General features: G+C 63.6%; 17 protein-coding genes. 15 read left to right on the top strand and 2 right to left on the bottom strand.

Features of this window, described 5'->3' with window-relative positions; all coding sequences use genetic code 11:
• Position 1: 1 nt before the first annotated feature.
• The 6 genes from tsaD to ACTQZK_RS11030 all read left to right on the top strand — a co-directional run bounded on the left by tsaD (position 2) and on the right by ACTQZK_RS11030 (position 11,798).
• Entirely contained in the window at positions 2–2,470 is a 2,469-nt protein-coding gene (tsaD, locus tag ACTQZK_RS11055) for a tRNA (adenosine(37)-N6)-threonylcarbamoyltransferase complex transferase subunit TsaD (protein ID WP_216529360.1), read from the top strand.
• A gap of 1,140 nt (positions 2,471–3,610) precedes the next feature.
• Positions 3,611–5,386, top strand: a complete 1,776-nt coding sequence (gene kdpA, locus ACTQZK_RS11050) for a potassium-transporting ATPase subunit KdpA (protein WP_441899660.1) — start codon at positions 3,611–3,613, stop codon at positions 5,384–5,386.
• Positions 5,387–5,480: 94 nt separating this feature from the next.
• Positions 5,481–7,559 carry a potassium-transporting ATPase subunit KdpB gene (kdpB, locus tag ACTQZK_RS11045; protein WP_441899666.1) on the top strand — a complete coding sequence of 693 codons (2,079 nt, stop codon included), beginning with the start codon at positions 5,481–5,483 and terminating at the stop codon, positions 7,557–7,559.
• 30 nt (positions 7,560–7,589) lie between these two features.
• Positions 7,590–8,210: a potassium-transporting ATPase subunit C gene (locus ACTQZK_RS11040; protein WP_441899659.1), complete on the top strand. Its 621-nt coding sequence runs from the start codon at positions 7,590–7,592 to the stop codon at positions 8,208–8,210.
• A gap of 92 nt (positions 8,211–8,302) precedes the next feature.
• The gene (locus ACTQZK_RS11035; RefSeq protein ID WP_441899658.1) at positions 8,303–11,098 is read left to right on the top strand and encodes an ATP-binding protein; all 2,796 of its coding nucleotides are present in this window, start codon (positions 8,303–8,305) and stop codon (positions 11,096–11,098) included.
• Positions 11,091–11,798 (top strand): response regulator, encoded by a 708-nt coding sequence (locus tag ACTQZK_RS11030; RefSeq protein WP_441899657.1) that lies wholly within the window; start codon positions 11,091–11,093, stop codon positions 11,796–11,798. Before ACTQZK_RS11035 ends, ACTQZK_RS11030 begins: the two co-directional genes overlap by 8 nt.
• A gap of 417 nt (positions 11,799–12,215) precedes the next feature.
• On the opposite strand, the gene ACTQZK_RS11025 is transcribed toward ACTQZK_RS11030, so the two are convergent.
• Complete coding sequence (locus tag ACTQZK_RS11025; RefSeq protein WP_441899656.1) at positions 12,216–12,962, bottom strand: class I SAM-dependent methyltransferase; 747 nt, start codon at positions 12,960–12,962, stop codon at positions 12,216–12,218.
• 158 nt (positions 12,963–13,120) lie between these two features.
• On the opposite strand from ACTQZK_RS11025, the gene ACTQZK_RS11020 reads away from it, so the two are divergent.
• Positions 13,121–15,277, top strand: coding sequence for a HelD family protein (locus ACTQZK_RS11020; protein ID WP_441899655.1), 2,157 nt, complete (start codon positions 13,121–13,123; stop codon positions 15,275–15,277).
• Positions 15,278–15,420: 143 nt separating this feature from the next.
• On the opposite strand, the gene ACTQZK_RS11015 is transcribed toward ACTQZK_RS11020, so the two are convergent.
• Positions 15,421–17,691, bottom strand: coding sequence for a TIGR04190 family B12-binding domain/radical SAM domain protein (locus ACTQZK_RS11015; protein ID WP_181792588.1), 2,271 nt, complete (start codon positions 17,689–17,691; stop codon positions 15,421–15,423).
• Positions 17,692–18,482: 791 nt separating this feature from the next.
• Here ACTQZK_RS11015 and ACTQZK_RS11010 point away from each other — a divergent pair.
• From ACTQZK_RS11010 to ACTQZK_RS10975, 8 genes are all read left to right on the top strand, one after another.
• Entirely contained in the window at positions 18,483–19,838 is a 1,356-nt protein-coding gene (locus tag ACTQZK_RS11010; RefSeq protein ID WP_441899654.1) for an amidohydrolase family protein, read from the top strand.
• Between the two features lie 3 nt (positions 19,839–19,841).
• On the top strand, positions 19,842–20,042 hold the full coding sequence (locus tag ACTQZK_RS11005; RefSeq protein WP_114567255.1) for a CASC3 protein CASC3: 201 nt from the start codon (positions 19,842–19,844) through the stop codon (positions 20,040–20,042).
• 389 nt (positions 20,043–20,431) lie between these two features.
• Positions 20,432–21,259 carry a twin-arginine translocase TatA/TatE family subunit gene (locus ACTQZK_RS11000; RefSeq protein ID WP_114567254.1) on the top strand — a complete coding sequence of 276 codons (828 nt, stop codon included), beginning with the start codon at positions 20,432–20,434 and terminating at the stop codon, positions 21,257–21,259.
• Positions 21,260–21,262: 3 nt separating this feature from the next.
• The gene (gene tatC, locus ACTQZK_RS10995) at positions 21,263–22,099 is read left to right on the top strand and encodes a twin-arginine translocase subunit TatC (RefSeq protein WP_114567253.1); all 837 of its coding nucleotides are present in this window, start codon (positions 21,263–21,265) and stop codon (positions 22,097–22,099) included.
• Between the two features lie 164 nt (positions 22,100–22,263).
• The gene (hypA, locus tag ACTQZK_RS10990; protein ID WP_114567252.1) at positions 22,264–22,647 is read left to right on the top strand and encodes a hydrogenase maturation nickel metallochaperone HypA; all 384 of its coding nucleotides are present in this window, start codon (positions 22,264–22,266) and stop codon (positions 22,645–22,647) included.
• A gap of 3 nt (positions 22,648–22,650) precedes the next feature.
• The gene (gene hypB, locus ACTQZK_RS10985; protein ID WP_114567251.1) at positions 22,651–23,304 is read left to right on the top strand and encodes a hydrogenase nickel incorporation protein HypB; all 654 of its coding nucleotides are present in this window, start codon (positions 22,651–22,653) and stop codon (positions 23,302–23,304) included.
• Between the two features lie 104 nt (positions 23,305–23,408).
• Positions 23,409–24,227, top strand: a complete 819-nt coding sequence (gene nadE / locus ACTQZK_RS10980; RefSeq protein WP_441899653.1) for an NAD(+) synthase — start codon at positions 23,409–23,411, stop codon at positions 24,225–24,227.
• A gap of 146 nt (positions 24,228–24,373) precedes the next feature.
• Positions 24,374–25,888, top strand: coding sequence for an FAD-dependent oxidoreductase (locus ACTQZK_RS10975; RefSeq protein ID WP_441899652.1), 1,515 nt, complete (start codon positions 24,374–24,376; stop codon positions 25,886–25,888).
• Positions 25,889–26,032 lie beyond the last annotated feature (144 nt).

The raw sequence follows: 26,032 nt of genomic DNA, 5'->3' as shown, positions 1-26,032 counted from the left end.
GGTGGGTGAAGCTGCTCCGCGTCCGCAGGGCGCGTCTGCGCGTGCAACGTACGTGCTTGCATTCGACACGGCTAATGAAGTGATCGCCATCGGGCTGGGCGCGCTGCATTCCGAAAGCCGTACCGTCGAATTGGTCGCGTCGGTCGAGGCGGAGGCCCGCCGCGCGTCGAATACCCAGCTGCTGCCGCGCATCGACGCGGCTTTGGCCGAAGCCGGCGTCTCGCGCAAGCAGATCGCCTGCGTGGTCGTCGGGCGCGGGCCGGGGTCGTTCACGGGCGTTCGCATTGCCATGGCAACGGCGAAAGGCGTCGCTTCGGCGCTTGAGGTTCCCCTGATTGGCGTGTCGTCGCTTGACGCGGTGGCATGGAACGCGCAGGCCGACGGCGCGCGCGGCGCCTTGGCGGTGGTGGCGGACGCCATGCGCAAAGAGGTGTATCCGGTGCGCTACACCTTGAACGACCAGGGCATCGAGCGCTTGGAAGCCGATCGCGTGGTGAAAGTCGAAGCAGCTGCGGAAGAGCTGACGGCAGCGGGCCTGTCGAATCTGCTGATTGCCGGAGATGCGCTGCGCAAGTACGCGGACCTGTTCGATCCATGCGGATCGGCGCTTGCCGAAGCGCTCTGGACGCCTACGGGGCGGGGCCTTTTGCTGGCGCTGCAAGCTGCATGGCGTGCGGGCGATGCGGATCCGTTCGACGCGGTTGCGCACGATCCGGCGTTCGCGTTGCCGGTGTACACGCGCTTGTCGGACGCGGAAGAGAACGAGCGCATTCGCCTGTCCAAGAACGATCCGCGCAATTTGACGGCTGGTGTGCAGGACGTGGCGCCTCGGCGAGACCAGCGCGCCAGCATGCACGATACGGCGATTTTGAACGCGCGTCCCGATGCGAGCGGCATTACCTACAAGCCGCTTGACGCTGCCCATGCAGCCGATGTTGCGGCTTTGGAATCGACGGTCATGGGTTCGGATGCTTGGAGCGCAGCGCTGGTTGCAGACGAGCTGCCGCGAGGCGATCGCACCTGGTGGGCGGCGTACAGCCAGGATCATTTGATCGGCTATGCCGGCGGATGGGTGGTCGACGGGCAGGTGCAGATCCTCAAAGTGGGGGTGGATCCGTCGTGGCGTCGGTGCGGCATCGCTCGCGAACTGCTTGCGCGCGTGGCGTCCGATGCGCGCGATTTGGGCGCTTCGACGTGCTCGCTTGAGGTTCGCGCGGGCAACAAGGGCGCGCATGCGTTCTACGAGGCGCTTGGCTTCCGGTCGATCGGCACGCGTCCTCGGTACTATTCCGACGGCGAAGACGCGCTCATCCTGGAGGGCCCCTTGCCGCTGGCCCAGCACGACGTTGCGGGCATGGCGCTGCACATCGACGAAGCGCGCGCTTCGTCGCCTGCGGGCGCGTCCTCTTGCGCGGAGGCTTCCGATTTCGTGCGCCCGCTCATTTTGGCCATCGAGTCGTCGTGCGACGAGACGGCAGCGGCCATCGTGGACGGCGCGGGCACGTTGGTGTCCGACGTGGTGGCTTCCCAGATAGACTTCCACGCGCGGTTCGGCGGCGTGGTTCCCGAGATCGCCAGCCGAAAGCATATCGAAGCCATTTGCGGCGTGTGCGACGAGTGCTTCGACGTTGCCGCTGATCATCTGGGCGTTTCTCGGTTGAAGTGGAGCGACCTCGACGCTGTTTCCGTGACGTACGCACCGGGGCTGGTCGGCGCGCTGGTGGTGGGCGTCGCATTCGCGAAGGGCGCTGCCTGGGCTGTCGAAAAGCCGTTCATCGGCGTGCATCACCTGGAAGGCCATCTGTATGCGAACAAGATCGGCGCGCCCGATTTCGCGCCGCCGGCTGTGGTGTCGCTTGTGTCGGGCGGCAATACGCTGCTTGTGCACATGAAGGATTGGGGCGATTATGAAACTTTGGGAGCCACGATCGACGACGCGGTGGGAGAGGCGTTCGACAAGGTAGCGAAGGCGCTTGGCCTGGGGTATCCGGGCGGCCCTGTGATCTCGCGCGAGGCGGCCAAGGGCGACCCGCGCGCTATCGCGTTTCCGCGCGCCATGATGCATTCGGGGGATTTGCGCTTCTCGCTTTCGGGGCTCAAAACCGCCGTGGTCACGTACATCAACAACGAACGCGCGGCGGGCCGCGACGTCAACGTGCCCGACGTGTGCGCCAGCTTTCAGCAGGCGGTTGTGGACGTGCAGGTGAAGAAGGCCGAAATGGCTTTGCGGCAAACGGGCGCGCGCACGTTCTGCCTGGGCGGCGGCGTGGCGGCGAATCCGGTGCTGCGCGCTGCGTACGAAAGCTTGTGCGAGCGCTTGCGCGTACGCCTGGTCATGCCGCCCTTGAGCGCGTGCGGCGACAACGCCGGCATGATCGCGCTGGTGGCGCTCGATCGCTATCGGCAGGGCAAGTTCTTCGGCTTGGACGCCGATGCCCAGGCCCACGCCAACTTGGACGAGCCGTACTAGGAAGCCTGTCCTCCAGGTTTCTCCTTTGAGGTTGCGCGTCGCTCGGGGCTTGCGGGCCTGCTGCGGGCGCGCGGCGCGCGGCGCGGAACGGTCGGAGCAACAATTGCGTGATGGCGAGACGTCTGCCGCGCCGCGCCCGGCGCGCGCCGCGGGGTCGAGGGATTTCGCTTCGCGCTTGTTGTCGGCGCTCGCCGTCGACGCCGTCGGCGGCCCGAGAACCACGCTTCGTTTGCTCGAAACGGCAGCGTACGCGCGGAAAATCGCCCTCGCTTGCCCGGGATCGGCGCCTTGCGCACGAAAAAACGCTCCCGCTGGCAGGTTTTGACGGTTTGAGGTCGTTTGAGCCGACCGGGTAAGCGCCCGCGAAAGCGCAGCACAGCAGCCCAGCGCTGTGACCAGGCATAACGAAAGGCATAACGAACGGCAACGGGGGCGGCGCCAATCTCGACGACCTCAAACCGTCAAAACCTGCCAGCGAAGGCGGTTTTTCGTGCGCAACCGGGTGGCGAGGGGGCGGAGGGCCGCGGCTGGCGGCATCGCGCCGCGATGGCGGCGAACCGGTTGGCCGGCCGCGCCGCACGATCGCCCCCGCGCCCCGCGTTCCGTCTCGGTGTGCCATGCTGCGCCCCGCGCCCGCCGCACCCGCGCTGCATCGAGGGCGCGTTCCCCGTGCGTCGCCTCGCTCCGCGCAACCAGCTCGCCAGTCCTCCGGCCCGCGCCCCGCGCCCCCCCGCGCCCCTGCGCCCCCGCGCGCCTCCCCGCCCGCCCGCGCCGCAACAGCGAACCAACCGCAGCTCGCTTCAACTTTCTCGATCGTCTTTATCCCATCTTAACGTTCGCGCCGGCATCTTTACGCCATGCTTGCGCGCCCCCTTCTATGCTGAGTATGTGGCGGTGTCCCGGCGCGCACTGCTAGCCCCGAGCGAACGGGGGTTGACCTGCCGGTTTCTGCCGTATCGCCACACGAGGGTTTCGCGCGGCACGGGTCGCTCCTCTTGGGTGCAGCACCCGTGCGGAACCTGCGCAACGTAAAGAAGAAGGAAGGACCACGATGGAATTCGTAACGGGCTTTGTTGGCGGGCTGAGCGTGCTGCTTGCGTTCTACTTGTTCTGCAAGCTGCTGAAGGGCGGCGACGGACGATGACGGGAAATCTCTTTGAATACGGCATCTACCTGGCGTTGCTGGTTGCCCTTGCCATTCCCCTGAGCCTATACATCAACAAAGTCATGGCGGGCGAGCGCACCGTGCTGTCGCGCGTGCTCGTGCCTGTCGAGAACGCGATATGCTGCTGCATCGGCATCGACAAGGCCGAAGACATGGGCTGGAAGCGCTATCTTGCCAGCGCGCTGGTGTTTTCCGCCGTCTGCTTGGTTGGGCTGTTCGCTCTTTTGCTGCTGCAAGGAGTGTTGCCCCTGAATCCCGAAAAGCTTCCTGGCCTCCCGGTTGACCTGGCATTCAATACCGCAGCAAGTTTCGTTACCAACACGAATTGGCAAGCGTACAGCGGCGAAAGCACCCTCAGCTACTTCTCGCAGGCGTTTGGCCTTACGGTTCAGAACTTCGCGACGCCAGCGGTGGGCCTGGCCGTCCTGTTCGCGCTGTTTCGCGGCTTGGTGAGCGAAGGGGGCGAAGGCCTTGGCAACTTTTTCGTCGACGTGTCGCGCGCCATTCTGTTCATCTTCATTCCGCTTGCCCTGGTTGCGACGATGGTCAACGTATGGCAAGGCTCTCCCCAAAACATCGACGAGTACCAGACGGTTCAGCTTTTGGAGCCGGTTGGCGTGAACGCCGAGGGAGAGGTGGTTTCCGCTAACGACCCCAGCGCGGTTGAGACGATCGATCAGGCCGTGGTGCCCATGGGGCCGCAGGCCAGCCAGGTTGCCATCAAGCAGCTGGGCACGAACGGCGGCGGGTTCAACGGCGCCAACTCTGCAAGCGCGCTTGAAAATCCGACGCCCCTCACGAATCTGGTGCAGTGTCTTTCCATGTTGCTGGTTCCCATGGCGTGCGTGTTCAGCTTCGGGCGATTCGTCATGGATCGCCGGCAGGGGCGCGCGATATTCGCGGCTATGTTCATCCTGCTCATAGGGGCGCTGGCGGCAATCGCCTTTTTCGAGCAGGCGGGAACGCCCCAGCTTGCGGCGGGCGGCCAGGTGTACATGGGCTTCGACGGCCAGTCCGGCGGGAACATGGAGGGCAAGGAGACGCGTTTCGGCGTAACCGATTCTTCCTTGTGGGCTGCGTTCACCACGGCGGCTTCGAACGGCTCGGTCAACGCCATGCACGACAGCTTCACGCCGCTTGGCGGCATGGTCCCCATCGTTTTGATCTCGCTGGGCGAAGTGGTGTTCGGCGGGGTGGGATGCGGACTGTACGGCATGCTGGGATTCGTGATCCTGACGGTGTTCATCGCCGGGCTGATGGTGGGCCGAACACCCGAGTACCTGGGCAAGAAAATCGGCCCGAAAGAGATGCGCATGGCCGTGATCCTGTGCATCACTACGCCGCTGCTCATCTTGGCGGGTGCCGCCATCATGAGCCTTGATCCCGCTACGGTTGCCAGTTTGGGAAACCCCGGCGCGCACGGGTTCTCCGAGGTGCTGTACGCGGCCGTCTCTGCCGGCGGCAACAACGGATCGGCGTTTGCCGGGTTCAACGCCAACACGCCCCTGATCAACACGGTCCTTGCCCTGGAAATGCTGGCGAACCGGTTTATCCCCCTGGCGGCGGCATGCGCGCTTGCCGGCGGGTTCGCTCGTCGGCGTACGGTGGCTACCAGCGCTGGCACGTTGTCCACCAGCAATGGGCTGTTCGTGTTCTTGTTGGTGCTTATGGTGGTGCTGATCGGCGCGCTGACGATGCTCCCGGCGCTTGCGCTGGGCCCCGTTGCCGAGCAGTTGACGATGGCTTTGTAGGAAGGTTGGTGAAGGCAAGATGACTGCTGCACAAGGCAAGGCCGCGCTGCTAGGCTCCCGTGGCGCCAAGGGCGGTTCGCGAAAAGACGCAGCGATGCGCGAGCTCGCGAAGCGCGCCGTGGCCGATTCGTTTGCGAAGCTCAAGCCGAACGAGCAGGCGAAGAATCCCGTCATGCTCATGGTGTACCTTTCGGCCGCCCTGACGTCGGCGCTGTTCGTTCTTTCCCTGTTCGGCGTGGCGGACGCGCACCCGGCTTTTACCCTGGCGGTTTCGGCGGTCCTGTGGCTGACGGTGCTGTTCGCGAACTTCGCCGAAGCTCTCGCAGAGGGTCGCGGCAAGGCTCAGGCCGACGCTCTGCGCGCCGCCAAGCGCGACATCGACGCGCACAAGCTCAACGAGGCCATGGTGGCCAAGGGCGCGCATGTCGACGATCCCGCCGAGTACTTCCGCCTCAATGCCGACGAGGTAAGCTCGGCGCTCCTCAAGAAGAAGGACGTGTTCTTCGTGTCCGCTGGCGAGCAGATTCCCGCTGACGGGGAGATTGTCAGAGGGGCGGCTTCGGTGGACGAGAGCGCCATCACGGGCGAATCCGCCCCGGTCATCCGCGAGGCGGGCGGCGACCGCTCAGCTGTGACCGGCGGCACTACGGTGCTGTCCGATTGGCTGGTGGTGCGCGTGACCGCCGATGCGGGGCACAGTTTCCTCGACCAGATGATCGCCATGGTCGAATCGGCGGCACGCAAGAAAACGCCGAACGAGATCGCGCTCGAGATCCTGCTCATTGCGCTGACCATCGTGTTTCTGACCGTGTCGGTGGCGCTGTTCGCTTTCAGCGGGTTCGGCGCCAACCAACAGGGCATGGCGAATCCCACGTCCATCACCTCGCTCGTTGCGCTGTTCGTGTGCTTGGCTCCCACTACGATCGGCGCGCTGCTCTCGGCTATCGGCATTGCCGGCATGAGCCGCCTGAACCAGGCGAACGTGCTGGCCATGAGCGGCCGCGCCGTGGAGGCGGCGGGCGATGTGGACGTGCTGCTGCTGGACAAAACCGGCACCATCACGCTGGGCAACCGCCAGGCGGCCGAGTTCGTTGCGGTCGACGGTGCCGACGAGCGCGATCTGGCCGACGCGGCCCAGTTGGCCAGCCTGACGGACGAAACGCCGGAAGGCCGCAGCATCGTGGTGCTGGCGAAGGAGCGCTTCGGCATTCGCGCACGGGTGCTGGAGGGGTCGGGCATGGCGTCGATCCCGTTCACGGCTCAAACGCGGATGAGCGGCGTGGATTTCGACGGCCATGAGATTCGCAAGGGCGCGGCCGATGCGGTGAAGCGTTACGTGGAAGCGGGCGGCGGGCGGTACAGCGCCCAATGCGCGCTTGCCGTCGAGCGCGTTTCGCGCGCGGGCGGTACACCGTTGCTCGTCGCGCGCGATCATCGCGTGCTGGGCGTGGTGTACCTGAAGGACATCGTGAAGCAGGGCATCAGGGAGAATTTCGCCGACCTGCGCACGATGGGCATCAAGACCGTCATGATCACGGGCGACAATCCCCTGACGGCTGCGGCTATCGCTGCCGAGGCGGGCGTGGACGACTTCATTGCCGAGGCAACGCCCGAAACGAAGCTCGCCGCCATCCGCCAGTACCAGGCCGAAGGGCACATGGTGGCCATGACGGGCGACGGCACGAACGATGCTCCCGCGCTTGCGCAGGCCGATGTGGCCGTTGCCATGAACAGCGGCACCCAGGCGGCGAAGGAGGCTGGCAACATGGTCGACCTTGATTCCAGCCCCACGAAGCTGCTCGACATCGTGCGCATCGGCAAGCAGCTGCTCATGACACGCGGAAGCCTGACCACGTTCTCCATCGCCAACGATATGGCGAAGTACTTCGCTATCGTTCCGGCGCTGTTCGTCCCGCTGTACCCTGCCCTCGATGCGCTCAACGTCATGCACCTGACCAGCCCGACAACGGCCATTCTGGCTGCGGTCACCTATAACGCGCTGATCATCGTGGCGCTTATTCCGCTGGCGCTCAAAGGGGTGAAGTACCGCGAGGCAACGTCGCAAAGCCTGCTGACGCGCAACTTGCTGGTGTACGGCCTGGGCGGAATCGTGCTTCCGTTCGCGGCCATCAAGGTTCTTGATATGGCTATCACGGCGCTGGGCATTGCGTAGCGCAGGATCGTTGGACGAGAGGAGATCATTATGTTGCATGTGGGAAACGGAGCGAAGCTGTGGGGAAGCGCAGCGCTGTTCTTCCTGGTGGTCACGCTTTTATGCGGCGTTGCGTACACGTTTGCCTGCACGGTTTTGGCTCAACTGGCTTTTTCTCATCAGGCTAACGGGTCCATCATCGAAGTTGACGGCACCGCGTACGGCAGCGAGCTGGTGGGCCAGCCGTTTGCGGGCGAAGGCCATCTATGGGGGCGCCCTATGAGCCCCGACGCAAAGACGTTCACCGACGATCGGGGATCCAAGGTGCTGTGGTATGCTCCGTCGAACCTCAGTCCGGCTGGCGACGAGTTCGCCGAAACTGTGCAGGCGCGCATCGACGCCCTTCGCGCGGCCCATCCGGAACAGGGCAACAAGCCCATTCCGAGCGATTTGGTTACCGAGTCGGGCAGCGGTTTCGACCCGCATATCTCTCCGGCGGCGGCCGAGTATCAAGTCGAGCGCTTGGCCAGGACCACGGGCAAAAGCCCCCGCGACATTCGCGCTATCATCGAGCGTTGCACGGAGCAGCCGCAAGGGGGAATTTTGGGAGACGCGCGCGTGAACGTGCTGAAGGTGAACCTGATGCTGGACGGCATCTTGCCGGTTCGGTAACGCACGTCGCACCGGCGGCGGCAACGTAGGTATGATGAAAGGTGGGGTGGGCGCGACGTGCGTCGGCTCCACCTCTGGTTGGAAGGAACGCTATGGCTGCATCGATGGGCGATTTGGAAACGCGCCGCGACCCCGATGCTATTCTGCGCCAGATCGTCGAAGGGGAAGCTGCCGAGGGCGACGCGCGCGGCAAGCTCAAGATATTCTTCGGCTATGCGGCGGGCGTCGGCAAGACGTACGCCATGCTGGAAGAAGCCCATGCGGTGCTCGACAAGGGTTTCGACGTGGTGGTGGGCTACGTGGAGCCCCATACAAGAGTGGACACCATGGCGTTGACGGAAGGCTTGGAGCAGATTTCGCCGCGCGCCGTCACGCATCGAGGCATCACCTTGCGCGAATTCGACTTGGATGCGGTGCTTTCGCGCCGCCCGCAGATCGTGTTGGTGGACGAGCTGGCTCACACGAACGCCCCCGGGTGCCGCCATCGGAAGCGCTATCAAGACGTCGAGGAGCTGCTGCGCGCGGGCATCAGCGTGTTCACGACGGTGAACGTGCAGCATCTGGAGGGCTTGAACGACAAGATCGCCGCCATCACGCACGTAAGCGTTTCCGAGCGCATTCCCGATCGCATTTTCGACCAGGCGGCTTCGGTGGAGCTGGTGGACATCGAGCCGGACGATTTGATCGATCGTTTGGAGTCGGGGAAGATCTACCTGCCCGACCGTGCGCGCACGGCGCTCGGCAACTTCTTCTCGCGCAAGAACCTGGCGGCGCTGCGCGAGATCGCGCTTCGCCGCATGGCCGATCGCTTGACGCGCAAGGCCGAGTGCGGCGAGTCGGGCGCGCGCGTGGAGGCGGGCGAGGACGTGCTGGTGTACGTGACTCCCTACGCCGGCAACGTGAAGGCCATTCGCGCCGCGGCCAACATGGCGGAGTCGTACCATGGCGCGTTCACCGCGGTGGTGGTGGAGTCGTCGCAGAGCAAGAAACTCGACGCCGAACGGCGCGGGCGCCTGCGGGCGAACGTCGATTTGGCCGAAGAGCTGGGCGCGCATGTGGTCACGCTGTTCGGCGACGACATAGCGCAGCAGATTGCGCAGTACGCGGAAACCGCAGGGGCGACCCATATTGTGGTGGGAAACGCCATTGGCGGCTTCCGCGCGCTGGGGTGGGGGCCGGAAAGCCTGGTCAACCGGCTGATGAAGCTTGCGCACGGTGCCGTGGTGGACGTGGTGCCCACCAAGGACCTGCCCGCTCAGTACGGGCGGCTGCGCGAGGCGACGGGCTTCCATTTCACGGTTGCCGATATATGGCGGGCCCTCGCGTCGGTCGCGCTTGCCACGGCCTTGGGCCTGGTGATCTACGAGCTGGGCTTGGCGGGGTCGGTGGTTCTCATGTTGTACCTCATCGTGGCGCTGCTCATGGCCACGCGCGCTGACGGATTCTTCTACGCGCTGTTCGCCTCGCTCGGCAGCGTGTTCGCGTACAACTTCTTCTTCACCGTGCCGCGCTTCACGCTGCACGCCGTTGGGCTGAACTACCCGTTCATCTTCGCGTTTCTGCTGGTGGGGACGTTTGCTGCATCGTCTTTGGCCATCCGCATGAAACGCCAGGCCGAAAGCACCGCGCGTCGCGCGTACCGCATGGAGGTTCTGCTTGAGTCGAGCCGCAAGCTTCAGGGCGCGTCGACCGCCGACGAGTGCTTTCGGTTTGCGGCCGAGCAGGTCATCAAGCTGCTGAACCGCCCCGTGGTGATGTACCGGATGCGCGGCGACGGAAGCCTGGCGAACCCCGAGCTCCACGATGTTCCGGGAACGATAGGCGGTGCGACGGATACGGTCGTGCTGGCTTCCCCCGCCGAGGCTGCGGTGGCGGCGTGGTCGGCGTCGAACAACGAGCGCGCGGGCGCCACAACCGACACGCTGGCCAACGCGCACTGCCTCTACCTGCCCATTCGGTCGAAGGATGTCGTGTTCGGCGTGGCTGGCGTTGCCATGGACGACATTGACGGGGAAGAGGATTTCGGTGCGTTCGAAAAGAACCTGCTGCTTGCCATTCTTGACGAATGCGGGCAGGCGACCGAGCAGATCCTGTTCGCCGACGAGCGCCGCCGCATGGAGATGCGCATGGAAAAGGAAACGTTGCGCGCGAACTTGCTGCGGACGATCTCTCATGATCTGCGCACGCCTCTCACCAGCATTTCGGGGGATGCGGACATGCTGCTGCACGATGAGGACGCACTGACAGCGCAGCAGAAGCGGCGTCTGCTGCGCGATATTCACGACGACGCGCGTTGGTTGGTCACGCTGGTCGAGAACCTGCTGTCCATCACGCGCATCGACAACGGCACCATGCAGCTGGCGGTGCAGCCCGAGCTGGTCGGCGATGTGGTGCAGGAGGCGCTTCGGCATGTCGATCGGCGCATTGCGGATCGTTGCGTGCGCGTCGATTTGGAGGACGAGCTGCTTATGGCCGAGATGGACGCGCGCCTGATCGTGCAGGTTGTGATCAACCTGGTGAACAACGCCATTGCCTATGCACCCGAGGGAAGCTGCATCGCCGTGACCGCGCGCCGCGCCGTCGAGGACGGGCTGCCGCGCGTGCGGATCGCGGTTTCGGACGAGGGTCCGGGAATCCCGGACGAGGACCGCAGGCACATCTTCGATATGTTCTACAATGGCTCTACGGGCAAGCCCGGCGGCAAGAGCGGAGATTTCAAGCGCGGCATGGGCCTGGGCCTTTCGCTGTGCCGCTCGATCGTCGAGGTTCACGGCGGGACTTTGCAAGTGCGCAACAGGAAGCCTTGCGGCAGCGAGTTCTGGTTCACGCTGCCCGCGGTGGATGCTGAAGATGTGGTCGCTCGATCGGTGGAGGCGGTACGTGGCTGAACGGTATCGGATACTGGTTGTTGAGGATGATGCGGCGGTGCGCCGTTTGGTGACGACGACGCTCGACCTGCACGACTACGCTCATCGAGAGGCGCGCTCGGTCGCGCAGGCGCTGTTGGAGCTGTCTTCGCATCCCCCTGATCTGGTCATACTTGACCTCGGATTGCCTGATGGCGATGGGGTCGACGTCATTCGCACCTTGCGCGGATGGTCGTCGTTGCCGGTGATCGTGCTGTCGGCCCGCTTGGAGGATGCCGACAAGGTGGAGGCGCTCGACGCCGGAGCCGATGACTACCTGGTGAAGCCTTTCTCGGTTGACGAGCTGCTTGCTCGCGTGCGCGTTGCGCTGCGCCGTCTTGATCGCGAGCGCGCCATGCAGGAAGGCGCCGAGGATCCGGTGTATCGCAACGGCGGCCTTACTATCGACTACGCTTCCACCTGCGTGCAGCGCGATGGGCAGGAGGTGCACCTCACGCCGTTCGAGTACAAGCTACTGTGCCTGCTGGCGCGCAACACGGGCAAGGTGCTCACGCACAACTTCCTGCTCAAAGAGGTGTGGGGGAGCGCTTTGGCGTCCGATCGCTCGTCGCTGCGCGTGTTCATGGCAACTCTGCGCAAGAAGATCGAGCCCGACCCGGCCAACCCCCTTTACATCCAGACCCACGTCGGCGTGGGCTACCGCATGATGCGCGTCGAGTGAGACGCTGGCTTCGTCTTCCGGCTCCGTCTCGAGCCCGTTTTCCCGCTTCGTTGCAAGCCGCCCTGCTCGGAAGGCGGTGCGCACCGGTGCGCATCAGCACCGATTCGACAGCGAATGTTCTGCTTGCTGCACGATTCTTCCCCCAATGTTGCGTTCGAGTGCATGCCGAAGCCTTTCTGCCGACAACGAACAACCTGCGACCAGGCGAAACGCGCGATCGCATCGAAGGTTGCCTCTTGGCAGGTCCTTCGAACGCAACATTGGGGAAAGGATCGTGCATTTGAGCGCGCAAGCGGTAGCATCGAACCGCCGTTGATGTGCAGTTGCGTTTCGGCGTCGGTCGGACTTGGCGCTCGAGCGCGTCTCGACTAGCTCAGCCTTCTTTCGATCGAAGCGTCAGCCGGCCTTTCGCAGGCTTTAGGCATCCGGCTTCTTCGCCACGTGGACGGCGGCGATGCCCCCGGTGTAGTTCTTCCAGGTCACATCCGTGAATCCGGCGCGCGTCATCATGTCGGCCAGCCCTTGCTGGTTGGGGAACGCCTTGATGGAGCGCGACAGGTACACGAAGCCCTCGCGGTCGCCGGTGATCAGGCCTCCCCAGAAGGGGATCAGGTGCTTCAAGTAGAAGTTGTACAGGGCGCGCCATACCGCGTTCGGCGGCGTGGAGAATTCCAGGCACACGAGCGACCCGCCGGGCTTCAGCACGCGGAACATTTCGGAAAGCGCCCGGTCGCGCTCGGGCATGTTGCGGATGCCGTACGCCATGGTGATGACGTCGTAGCTCGCGTCGGCGTACGGAATGTTCTGCGCGTCCACCACCTCGAAATCAACCGGCACGCCGTCGGCCTTGCCGTCGGCGTAGTGCATGCGTGCAACGTCGAGCATCTCGTCGACCAGGTCGGTGCACTGGATGTGTCGCGGATGCTTCGCCCGCGCCACGGTGAAGGTCACGTCGCCCGTGCCGCCCGCGATGTCCAACACGTCTGCGTTGGGGCTGATGGGAGCCTGGCGCATCATGCCGGACAGCCACGCCTTGTAAGCGCCGAAGCTCGAGACGGCGTTGAAGCGTTCGTACTTCTTGGCGATGGTGGAGAAGATGTCTTTCACGCGCTCGGACGAGATGTCCGCAGGCGCTTCCTTGCCGGTGGCGGTGTCGATGCTCACAGGTGATGCTCCATTGCGATCGGGAATCGTGCGAGAGCACAGTATACGCCAGCCCGCCTGCCCCTGGGTTACGGTTTCAGCAAGAAGCGTGAAGTCGCTGGGAAACGCGGGCGCAGACCCGTATAATCTCCCCTTGCACATTCGATCAAGGAGTACCGTTGCACACCGACACCACGCACCTCGAAGCATCTTTGGCGCAAGACCCCGTATTCGAAGCGGAGCAGCGCCATCTGAGCGAAACGTACGCTACGCTGCGGTCGATGGCCGCCGATCTGGTGGCGAAAATGGACAAGAACAGCAAAGACGCCGCCGCCGACAAGCTTGCCATGGTGGACGAGCTGTCGGTGAACCTGGCCAGCTACGCTGATGCCATGGAGACATACGCCGATTTCGCCACCGTGAACCGTGTGATCGACGCGTACAACATGGCGCAGAGCGTCGATGCCGAAAAGCTCAACAGTATACGGCTTCTGCTCGGTCAGCCCTACTTTGCGAAAGTGGTCCTTCAGTTCAAACCGGGCGAAGACCCCAAAGAACTCTACATTGGCACTGCGGGCGTGTCCGACGATTCCTACCGCCGCCTGGTGGTGGACTGGCGCTCGCCGGTGGCCGAGGTGTACTACAACCAGGATAACGGTCCCACTTCGTACCAGGCCAACGGGCGCACCATCAACGTTGACCTTAAGCTGCGTCGGCAGTTCGACGTGGACAAGGACCGCCTGAACGCGTACTTCGACACCACGGTGGCCATCCAGGATTCGCTGTTGCTGGCGTCGCTGTCCAAGCAGCGCTCCGCCAAGATGCAGTCCATCACCGCCACCATCCAAAAGGAGCAGAACCAGGTCATTCGCCATGAAGACGTGCCGGCTCTGCTGGTGAACGGCATTGCCGGCAGCGGCAAGACCTCGGTGCTCATGCAGCGCATCGCCTACCTGTTCTACCAGCAGCGCGAAAGCCTGGATCCTAGCCAGGTGTTCCTGATCACGCCCAACCCCGTGTTCCAAAGCTACATCGACAACGTGCTGCCCGATCTGGGCGAGCGCAACCCCGAATGCCTCACGTGGAACGAGTTCTTGCAGCAGCTCATGCCGCCCGATCGCACGGGCGGGCAGGTGAACGTGGCGCTCGACCGGCTTGAGCGCATCGATGCGGCGTGCGCGGGATTCGCGTTCGACCCGCACGACTTCAAAGAGGTGCACTGCAACGGGGATCGCCTGCTGTCCGTGGGGCAGATCCTTCAGGTGGCGGCTAAGTTCAAGAACATTCCGGCCGGCCCGCACCTGGTGTCGCTCATGCGCGACGAGCTGGCGCACCGTCTGGACACGCGCCTGAAGCAGATAGCGACGTCCGATCGAATTCTCGACGAGCTGTCGGCCTTGAGCCCCGACGAGCAGGTGGCGCTCTTCCGCGAAACGTTCGACGCGCAGGACGAAGACGAAGCGCGCGTTTGGGCGCAGCAGTACGTGGACGATCGTTACGCTGCCGCGCGCAAAGCCGTCGAGAACGACGACTGGCTGCGCATCGACCGCATCGGTATGCGCCTGCTCGGCGTGGAGAACCTGGTGCCCGTGGAATGGCTGTACTTGAAGATGGCGCTCACGGGGCTGGGCAATCCGGATGCCAAGTACGTGATGATCGACGAGGTGCAAGACTACACGGCGGCCCAGCTTACGGTGCTGGCGCGCTATTTCCGCCGTGCCCACTTCTTGCTCCTGGGCGACCAAAATCAGGCCATCGGTCCCGATACGGCAACGTTTGACGACGTCAAAGCCGTATTCCAGAAAGCCCGCGGCTCGGTGGAGGAATGTCGGCTCATGACCAGCTACCGGTCTTCGCCCGCCATCACCGCGCTGTTCGCCGGCCTGCTTGCGGACGAGGAGCGCCTGCGCATCTCGTCCATACGCCGCCAGGAGGAAGCCCCGGCCATCATCGAGTGCGCCACCGAAGAGGAGCGCGATCGGGAGCTGGTGCGCGTCATCGAGGCGGCGTCTGCGGACGAGGGCCTTACGGCGGTGATCCTGCCGCAGAAGCACCAGGCGAAGCAGCTGCAGAAGAAGCTGGGGGACGGCGCGCCTCCGCTCATCGACGCCGATGCGACGCTGCCTACGAGCGGCGTTGTCCTCACGTCGCTCAAGCTTGCGAAGGGCCTGGAATTCGACCACGTGATCGTGCCCGAAGCAAGCGAGCGCACGTTCCCGGACGATCCCTTGTCGCGCCGTCGGCTCTACACCACCGTGTCGCGCGCCACGGGAAGGATCACGCTGTTGGCGCAGGGGAAGCTGACGCCGCTGTTGAGCAGGGACGGGATCGGCTAGCGCGGCGCAAAGCGCCGGCGCGCCGGTCGGGCTGGCTTGTCGATGACAAAACAGGGCGCCGCGACGATTTTTGCCGCGGCGCCCAGGCGGACGATCCCGCCGTCCAACTCGCTATCGAATGCCATGCAGCGGCGGATGCGCCGTTAGCTGGCAGGGTTCTCCGTTTTGCGGTCGCGCAGCTTCTCGAGCTTGCGCGCCTCGCGCGCGCCCTTGACGCCGCCCGCGCCTTGAAGGCCGCCGGCGTCGCGCGGCACCGTACGCGCGATCTCGCCGCGCGCCAGCGCTTCCTCGCGTTCGCGCTCCTCCGCCATCATCTGCTCGAGCAGGGGGTCGTGCTCCACCGTGCGCAGTGCTTCGGCCCGGATGGCCGCATGCCGTCCCGCTTCGATGCCCGTGCCCGCACGTCCGGCTTCCAGATGCGCGTTGGCGGCATCGAACGCCTCGTTCGTGTTCTCCTGGGAAAATCCCGGCGCCACCACGCTGCCGAACGCGGCTACCTGCGCGCCCGTATCGTCCGAAAGCGCGCGTCCGTCGGCGATGCCGTCCACGGCAAGCCCCTTGAACGTGCAGTTGGCCGTTCCGTCGGCGTTCCAGGCGGGGGAGAGCACGCCGTTCTCCTGATCGGGGTAGTCGAAATCGCTTGCTGCAGGGCGCCACGTTCCGGTCAGCTTCGCCAGGGCGTTGGCGGGCTCGTTGGTGAACCAGAGCTTCGCCAGGTGCTTCGCATGCGTGGGCTTTACATCGAACGCCCAGTTCAACTCCGATTTTTCAGCAACCGTGTTCTCGGACAGGCGCTCGAACTCCTCCTTGAGCGTCGCCAGCCGCGCATCGATGCGGCCGGTGCCGTTGTACAGGACGTCGTCCAGGCGGTTCATCTGCTCGCGCGCCTCGCGGATGCGCTTGTCGGTGGCGGCGGCCATGCCCGGATCCAGGATGCCGTGCTCGCCTTTGATGCGGTTGAGGTCGAGCGCTGCGTCGTAGGTGGCGTCCACCATCTCGTCCACGGACATGTAGATGCTCTCGTAGTTCATGATGTGCTTCCACGAGGGCAGGATCATGCGCTCGCGATGCTCCTCGAACGTGCGGGCGCGCAGCTTGTAGCCGTACTTTTCCGGGTTGTCGAACGCGATGGATCCCACGTCCAAAAACGGCGCCATGGGGCTGGTCAGCACTACCAGGCGCGGATCGTAGTTCACGCGCTCGTACAAATGCTGCACGTACGCGCCTGTTTCGCGCACGCTGGCCGCCGTTTGCTTGGGGATGCCCGTCATGAAGTACAGGTCGAACCGTTCGCAGTTGGGGTGCGAAAGCGCGTCCACGATGGTTTCTTCCAGCTCGGCCATCGTGTAGTGGCCCTTGCCGAACGCCGCGCGAACGTCGTCGTCGTGGCTTTCCGCTGAAATCTCCACCGACCAGTTGCCCAGGTTCTTGTCCAGCAGCTGGTAGAATTCGTCGCCGCCCGGCGGCGGGCCGAAGAACTCGAACCCGATGGGGTTGTGCACCTTGCCTTTGAGCCCCGTGATGAACTCGTGCGTGTAGTCCTCGCCGGCTTGCAGGAAGTCGTTCAGCACGAAGATGGGGCCCCAGATATGGTCCTGCACGTGCTGGATGTCGCGGATCAGCAGCTTCGGATCGCGCCAGGCTACGCGCCGGCGACCGAAGTGGTTCTTGAACGCGTAGGCGCTGCCGCCGCACGTGGCGCAGTTGCGCGCGCAGCCGCGGCAGGTCAGGCTGGCGGTCACAGGGTAGCTCAGCCAGCCCTTCATGGGCAGGTAGCTGGTCATGTCGTGGTGGCGCAGCACGCCCTTCATGGGGTAGTCGTAGTCCATGGATATGGCGTTCATGTCGTCGGGAACCCAGCTCAAGGGGTTGATGTGGATGGAGCCTTCGGCATCTTTCCAGGTGAGGTTGGGAATGTCCGACAAATCGCCCAGCGGCGTGTGCGTTTTGGCTGCACGCGCCACACGCTCCACCAGCATGCGCATGGGCTCTTCGGTGGAGTCGCCGCGGAATACGAAGTCGATGCAATCGTACTTGATCAGGTCTTCGTGGAAGATCGACGACGACAGTCCGCCGAAGCTGATGGGCGTGCGCGGGTGCAGCCGCTTGAGGATTTTCGCCACTTCCACCGAGCCGTGGCAGTGCGGCATCCAGTGCAGGTCGATGCCGAACATGTGCGAGTCCAGGCGCGCGAGGTTCTTCTCTACGTCGAAGTTCTTCTTGTGCAGCATCATGGAAGCCAGGTTGTAGATGCGCGATCGCAGACCGTGTCGTTCCAGGTACTCGCACAGCGTGGTCAGCCCCAGCGGGTACATTTCGAAGATGGGAGTAGAAGGCACCATGTCGGACACCGGTCCGTACATGATGGAGCGCTCGCGAAAGTCGTAGGTTGCGGGCGCGTGGATATATGTCATGTCTAATGTTTGCATACTGCCGAGAAGTATAGCGCGCCTGCCGATCGTTACCTTGTTGAATTTTGAGGTGCACGCGGATTATTTTTCGCGCCGAATAATGGGTGCGCGAAGTTTGCCGAGTGAGTTTTGCGCGCGCATGCGTGTCGCGTTGCCGAAACGGGCGCCCGCTGTCAAAACGGACGAGTTTTGCGGGTGCCGCGCGGGTCCGCTGTCAAAACGGACGAGTTTTGCGGGGATTTTTCGCCCTGACGGCGTGGGTTGCTGACAAGCGTTTTGCATCGTGCCTGGTCATCGAGATGCGATGTGGCTTTATCCTCATTTGAGGACCAGTAAAACTCGCTCGTTTTGACAGCGGCTGGACTTCGGAGCCCCGGACTCGGGGGATTTAAGGTTCCGAAAGCCCGAAGCTCTGGAAATCAAGGTTCGGGGACTCCAAGGTTTCGGGGGTTTGGGGATTCGGAACCCCGGACTCCGGGGATTCGGCACCAAGGCTCTAGGGGCCCAGCCCCAGCCCAGCCCCAACCCCAGCCAACCCAGCCAGTCCCAACTCCTTCGCGCACCCCGCCTGGCGCCGAGGGCGGCACCCCGCTGCGGTCCCTCCCCGAATCGCCGCGATTTCGCGTCCAGCGCAATCCTGCCTTCTGCCGCCAGGATCACGCGCCTCGCAAAGGTCCTGCACCTCGCCGATTGGCCTGTGTGCTTTCGCGGAAGAGCGGTTGGAGAATGCTATGATAGCCGTTACACGAAAATGCATGAATTACGGGAACCATGGGAGAAAGGGCGGAGCAGCTATGCTCTTGTGCGCACAGTACGTTCTTCCCATCACGTCCGAGCCGCTGCATAACGGCGCGGTGCTCGTTCGCGACGGGGCTATTCGCGACATCGGCTCGATCGACATGCTCAAGCTGCGCTACCCCGACGAGGAAGTGGTCGACTTCGGCATGGCCGCCATTATGCCGGGTCTTATCGATTTGCACACGCATCTTGAGAACGCGGTCATGCGCGGAATCGTGCATGACGTTCCCTATACCACGTGGATCATGTCCATGATGGAAAAAAGCGCGAAGATGGACGTGAGCGACTGGTACGACTCCGCTATCCTGGGCGGTTTGGAAGCGCTTTCCAGCGGCATCACGTGCGTTGCGGACATCACGGCAACGGGCGCGGCGTGCACGGCCACGCAGAAGCTGGGCATGCGCAGCGTCATCTACCGCGAGGTGGGCGCCATGGACAAGCGTCGCGTGGACTACGCGATGCGCCTGGCGGAAAACGACATCATGCACTGGCGCGAGGAAGTGGACGGCGACCGCATCACCATCGGCGTGGCTCCCACGTCCATGTACGCATGCCATCCGTCCGTGTTCGGCAAGATATCCGAGTTCGCTCGCCGCGAGAACGTCCCCGTCGCCATGCACATGGCGGGCAACCGCGAAGAGTACAACTTCATCAAGTACGGCTCCTCGCCGTTCTCGGTGCACACCATGGACCAGAAGCGCGGTTTCGTTGAGATTCCGCCGTGGCTTCCCACGGGTACCACGCCGGTTCGTTATGCGCTGAACTGGGGCGCGTTCGAATCCGACAACGTGCTGGCCATTCATTGCGTGCATGTTGACGACAAGGACATTCAGAAGCTCAAGGAATACGACGTGGGCGTGGCCGTGTGCCCGCGCTGCAACGCGCAGCTGGGCATGGGCGTTGCCCCCATCGACAAGTTCATGCGCGCCGGCTTGCGCATGGGCCTGGGCACCGATTCGCCTGCCGCAACCGACTCCACGGACATCCTCATCGAGATGCGCATCGGCATGTTGGTGCAGCGCGCTGTGAACGTGGGCACCTTCCTGGATTCGCAGACCATGCTGGAGATGACCACCATCGGCGCGGCGCGCGCGTTGAAGCTTGACGACAAGATCGGCTCGCTGGAAGTGGGCAAGCGCGCCGACATCGTGGCGCTTGACCTGTCGGGTTCGCATCAGACGCCCACAAGCGATCCGGTTTCGGCCGTCCTGAACGCGTGCAGCGGCTCGGACGTGCTCATGACCATGGTCGACGGCGTTTCGCTGTACGAGAAGAACAAGTGGAACGTGGGCGTGGAGGTTGCCAAGAACATCGCCCGCGTCATCGAGATCCGCGGTAAGTTGAGGGTATAGCACATGGGAACGAATCAAAAGCTGACGGCAAAGCAGAAGAGCGACCGCATCAAGGCCGCTCAGGAGCGCGAGCGCAAGGACAAGGAGCGCCGAGAGGCCGCCGAGAAAACCAAGAAGCTGTTCACGATCGTGATATGCGTGATCTTGGTTTTGGCGCTGGGCATCCCAACGGTGGCCCTTGCGTTTTTGGGGACCGGCTCGTAGGCGCTGGTTTCCGGGTTGTTCGGATGAAGGCGGGGCGGACGCATGTGCGTTCGCCCCGTGCGTTTTTTGGCGTTGGTGCGTGCGTACGCGCCGCAGGAGTCGGCCGGTTTCGGTTCCGGGCATGTGGCGCGTACGTTGCTTCCTGGGTGCGAGTTCCGGGCGCATCGTCGGTGCGGGCGTCCCGTGATTTCATGACTTCGATTGTTGCCGCTGCGGCGATCACGGTGCTCGTCGTGCCCGGTACGCCCCGATGCCGGGGAGTTCTCGCACACTTTTTATTGCCAAGTAGACTCCTTTGCCTTACGCGGGCGCGGTTGTGATACTATAAATCGTTGCCGCGCAGAGGCGCGGCGTTGAGAAGATGATAAGACCGCACAAAGGGGTTTGCTTTGTTTGGTATCGGTGGATTCGAGTTATTCCTCATTCTGCTGTTCGGGTTCCTTATTTTCGGGCCCGATAAGCTGCCAGCAATGGCTAAGACGTTGGGGAAGGCAATCAGCAAGTTCAGAAGCGCTCAGGAAGAGATGAACAAGGTCATCAAGACGGAAGTCTACGACCCCACCTCTGACGAGCCGTTCAAGAACCCGCTCGAGGCCCTGTCGAAGGTGTCCGAGATCGGCAAGGACGACAAGAAGGAAGAGAAGACCGAAAGCTTCTCGGAGCGCAAGGCTCGTTACGACAAGGAGCGCGCGGCCAAGAAGGCTGCCGAGGCCGAGAAGGCCGCGGAGGCGCCGGCTGCCGCTGCTGCGACGGCCGCGGCTACGACGGCCGCTGCTGCGTCTGCGACGCCGAAGCCCATCGCGAAGCCGGACGGGTCGTTCGAAACGCCGAAGCCTGTCGAGGCTGCTGCCGCGCAGCCGGCAACCGCCGACGCCGCCTCCAAGGCCAAGCCCTCGCCCGACGAGCTGTACGGCACGAAGCCCGCAGCCAAGGCGTCGACGCCCGCCGCGAAGGCCCAGCCCGCACCCGCCGCCAAGCCTGCTGCAACCGCGACGGCCGCCAAGCCCGCAGCTGCCAAGCCGGAAGCCAAGGCCCCGGCGAAGTCCGCCGCGAAGAAGCCTTCTGCCGCTAAAAAGCCCGCAGCTGCCAAGACCGATGCTGAGAAGGCCGCCGCACGTTCCGCTGCGGCGAAGAAGGCCGCCGCTACGCGCGCCGCAAACAGGAAAGCCGCTGAAGCTGCCAAAGCTGCGGCCGAGAAGAACGAGAAGGGGGAATAAGCCATGCCTATCGGACCGGCACGTATGCCCCTGTTCGACCACCTGGGCGAGCTGCGCATGCGCTTGGTGCGCATCATCGCTTGCTTGGCTATCGCGGTGGTCGTGTTCTACATGGCGACGCCCATCATGGGCCAGTTCTTGCTGCTGCCTATTTCCGAATTCTTGCCTCAAGATGCAAGCGGGTTTGCATCGTTGCAGGCCATTGACCCCTTTGAGGCGTTCTCGACGCGTTTCAAGATTTCGCTGTGGGCCTCGCTTGTTGCCTGCGCTCCGGTGATCTTGTGGCAGATCCTCGCTTTCTTCCTGCCGGCGCTGAAGCCGAGCGAGCGCAAGTGGTTCATCCCCACGTTTGCCGCCGCCGTGGCCCTGTTCATCTTCGGCACGGTGTTCTGCTACCTGATCATCCTGAACCCGGCGTTCCAGTGGCTGACGGATCAGGCGGCAGGCCTGGGCACCGTCGCGCCGCGCATGTCGTCGTACATCGACATGATCATCAAGTTCGAGCTGGGCTTCGGCGTGGCGTTCGAGCTTCCCCTGGTCGTGTTCTACCTGGTCATCTTCGACGTGGTGCCCTATAAGAAGCTGCGCGGCAGCTGGCGCATGGTCTACGTGGTGCTCATGGTCATTTCCGCCATGGCCACGCCCGACGCCTCGCCGGTCACCATGCTGCTCATGTTCGCTGCCATGATCGGCATGTACGAGGTCAGCCTGCTTATCTCGCGCATCGTTCTGAGCAAGCGCATCAAGAAGCAGAACGAGGAGATCGAGCGCGAAGAAGCCGAAGAGGCGGCGCAGGATGCCGCATTAGCCAAGACGAAAGCAAAGAAGGCCAAGAAGTAACGGTTCTCTGATACTGCGTTTGTTTATGACGGCCTGTCGCGTTTGCGGCAGGCCGTTTGCGTATTCCGAGTAGCGTTCGCGCCAAGGCTTCGCATCTTGGCTTCGCGCGCCGCGAACATTCGGATACTATGGGCGGGGACGAAAAACAAGTGCGAAGGAGCGGCATGCACGAATTAGGGATCATGACGGGCGTGATGGAAGCGGTTCAGGAATCGGCGAAGCAAGCCGGGGCCACCAGCGTGCTCAAGGTCAACCTTTCGGTTGGCGAGATGACCGAAGCCATTGAAGACGCGCTGGTGTTCGCGTTCGAGGCGCTGTCCGAGAACACTATGGTGCAGGGCGCCGAGCTTCAGATCACCATGGTCAAGCCGAAATCGCGCTGCCTGGAATGCGGTGCGGAGTTCGAGCACGACCGGTTCCACCTGCTCTGTCCCGAGTGCAACAGCTTCACGACCAAGCTCATTGCGGGTCGCGAACTACAGATCGACAGCATAGAAGTGGATATTCCCGATGAAGGCGAAGAGGACGAAGCGGAAGGCAAGGAGTAACGTATGCAGATTGACATGAAGCAGCCCATCCTCGACAAAAACGACCAGCTGGCAGCTGACTTGCGTCGACGTTTCGCGGAGAACCACGTGTTCGTGCTCGATCTGCTTGCTAGCCCCGGATCGGGCAAGACGTCCACCATTTTGGCTACCATCGACGCCTTGCGCGACGAGTTCAACATTGCCGTCATCGAGGGCGACATCGCCAGCAACGTGGACGCCGAGAAGATAAAGGCGCAGGGCATCGCGGCCGTGCAAATCAACACGGGCGGTGCGTGCCATCTGGAAAGTGCCATGATCAAGCGCGCCGTCGACGTGCTCGATTTGGAGCGGCTCGATCTCATCATTGTGGAGAACGTGGGCAACCTGGTGTGCCCGACCGATTTCGACCTGGGCGAGAACATGAAGGCTATGATCCTGTCGGTGCCCGAAGGGGACGACAAGCCCCTCAAGTACCCGGGCGTGTTCCAGGCGGCGGAAGCGGTGGTCCTCAACAAGGTGGACACGCTGCCCGTGTTCAATTTCGACCGCGATGCGTTCGAGGCGTCCGTCAAGCAGCTGAATCCGCAGGCTCCCATCTTCCCGATTGCCGCCACGAAGGGCGACGGCGTGGAGGAATGGGCGGAATGGCTGGCGAATCGCATTCGCGCAATCCAGTAGGCCCTCTTTTCGGGATGCGCCGCCCCGGTTTGGAGGTTGGCAACACCGATGTAACAAAGGGCTTTCATACTGGGCGGACAAGCGCGGATGAAAGGGTTGCTATCATGCACATTGACGAACGGTATCGCCTTTGCGTCAAGGCTCTGAAGGAGTACGTGGAGGACGCGGGCTTTTCCGATGTGGTTATAGGGCTGTCGGGCGGAATCGACTCGGCGCTGGTGGCCGTGATGTGCGCAGACGCGTTCGGTGTCGAGCGCGTTCACGGCGTGCTGCTGCCGGGGCCGTACTCGACGCCGCACTCTCTTGAAGACGCCCAGGAGCTTGCATCCAATCTGGGGATGGAGTCGCGCGTCGTGTCCATTTGCGAGCCGTACGAGGCTTTTGAGCGCGCGCTTGCCGAAGCCTGCGGAGGGGAGCTGCGGGGTCTTGCGGCTGAAAACACCCAGGCCCGCTGCCGCATGACGTGCTTGATGGCGCTTTCGAACGCGCATGGCTGGATGCTGGTGAACACGGGCAACAAGAGCGAGGCCATGATGGGCTATTCCACGCTGTACGGCGACATGGCCGGCGCGTTCGCTCCCTTGGGCGGCCTGTACAAGACCGACGTGTACGCGGCGTCTCGTTGGCGCAACGCGCAAGCCGCGTCGAACGGTCAGGTTCCGCCTATCCCCGAGCGCGTGCTGACCAAGCCTCCCAGTGCGGAGCTGTCTCCCGATCAAGAGGACGAGAAAAGCATGGGCATCGACTACGCGACGCTCGACAAGCTGCTGTTGGCCCATGTCGAACATGGCCAGGACGCCGCCGCCCTCAAGGAGTCGGGATTTGCCGAAGGGGACGTCGACCGCGTGCTCGCCACGGTGCGCGCTACGGCGTTCAAGCGGGCGTTGGAGCCGCCGTCGCCTGCTGTTTCGTTCTACGAGTGAGCGCGAAGCCGAGCTGACGTTCGACCCGTTTTCGCGCTTTGCGAAGATTGAGTGGCGGCTGGCAAGGATGTCGCGACAAGCGAACGCGGCCTCACTATACTCGGAGGCGATTCGTGCCTTTACCTCGAAACGAAGGAGCCTGCTGCATGGAGCGCCGCGCCTTTTTCAAGCTTGCGGGCCTTTCCGCTACCGCGTTCGCCGCTGGGGGCGTGCTGGGGGCATGCTCGTCGGTCGAGCGCATATCGAACACGCTGGTGCCCTCGGCCGATTCCGATGGCGCGTCGCAGGTTTCCACGGTGGTGGCGCAGCCGCCCGTTTCCTTTTCGAACTCGGTCGACGTGCTGATCGTGGGCAGCGGCGTTTCCGGTTTGTCTGCGGCCATGGCCCCTGCCGAGGCTGGCTACAAGGTGATGGTGGTTGACAAGTTGAGCCTGCTGGGGGGCGAAAGCTACGACGCGGACGGCATCATGCACGTGGCCGGCAGCAAGCTGCAGAAGAAAGCGGGTTTCGCGCAAAGCGCCGAAGACGCGTGGCCGGCTCGCAAGAAAGAGCTTTCCGCTGCAGGCGTGGGCAATCTCGATTTCGCGAAATCATTGTACCTAGCCGCTCCGAGATGGGTCGACCGCCTGTCCGAGAGCTACGGTGCGCAGTTCGCCGATCCGTCCACCTACGGGAAAGAGGGCGTTAACGACGCTGTCATGCTGCCGAAAAACGGTCTGGGCGACATGCAGTCCGTCATGGTTCCCCTGCGCGATGGCCTGTCAAGCAAGGGCGCGGCGTTCCAGACGGGGTACCGCGCGGTCGCGTTCATCCTGGACGAGAGCGCGGTGGTGTGCGGCATGCGCTTTTTCGTGGAGGAAAGCGGTTCGGTCGTCGACGTTCGGGCTGGAGCGGTGGTGGTTGCCACCGGCGGGTTTGCCAGCAGTCAGCCGTTGGTGAGCGCTCATGCCCCCGCGCTGCTCAGGGCGGGTTGCTTCACGTACGCTTCCATGGGAGAAGGCCAGGAGCTGTGCCGACGGGCCGGCGGGCAGCTGTCGGGCATGGACGGGACCCTGCCTTTGACTAGCGACTTGCCGCAAGTGTCGGCCTGGGGCATGTTCGCTCCCACGCTGATCGTGGATGCGCAGGGGCGTCGCTTTGCGCGCGAGGACGACGTGAACGCGCCGGCGAACGCGTGCTTCAGCCAAGATCGCGGGTACTGGTGGACGGTGTTCGACAAGCGGATAAGCGACGGGTCGCAGTCTCGCAGCGCCGCTCAGATGACCAGCAAATACGCAAAGCGCCTGGTGGGGCCCTGCGACGACGCGGCCGAGCTTGCCGCTGCAATCGGGGTTCCAGCCGACGTGCTGCAAGCTACGATGGATCGCTTCGACAAACTGGTTTCGGCTGGAAAGGACGACGATTTCGGTCGTACGGTGAATTTGAAAAGCTTGCAGGCTCCCTATTACGCGATCAAGCAGCTTCCCGTTCGCTACCGCACGCGCGGCGGTGTGCTGACTGACGAAAACGGTCGTCTGACCGGCACGTCGGGGGCTTCCATCCGCAACGTGTACTGTTGCGGGTCGGTGGCTGCGAACGGAGGAGAGGGCCTGGCCTCGAACGGTGCGTTCGGCATGCTGGTGGGCGAGGCCGTGGTGTCGGCGCTCGAGGCGGCTCGCTAAACGCCAGGGCTTCGCGCCGCGCAGGGCGCGTCGAATGCGCGGCGCGCCCTGCGCGGCAGGTCTGCGCGGGCGGCGTTCGGTTTCCTCCCGTCTTGCTCGATTGAAAAGAAGGGCTCGAGCCGTGCGGCTCGAGCCCTTTCCGAG

Source organism: Paraeggerthella sp. LCP19S3_G8, assembly GCF_052119225.1.
GTDB classification, from domain to species: domain Bacteria; phylum Actinomycetota; class Coriobacteriia; order Coriobacteriales; family Eggerthellaceae; genus Paraeggerthella; species Paraeggerthella hominis.
Note: the sequence above shows the minus strand (reverse complement) of the source record. Positions and strands in the feature narration are given on the sequence as shown.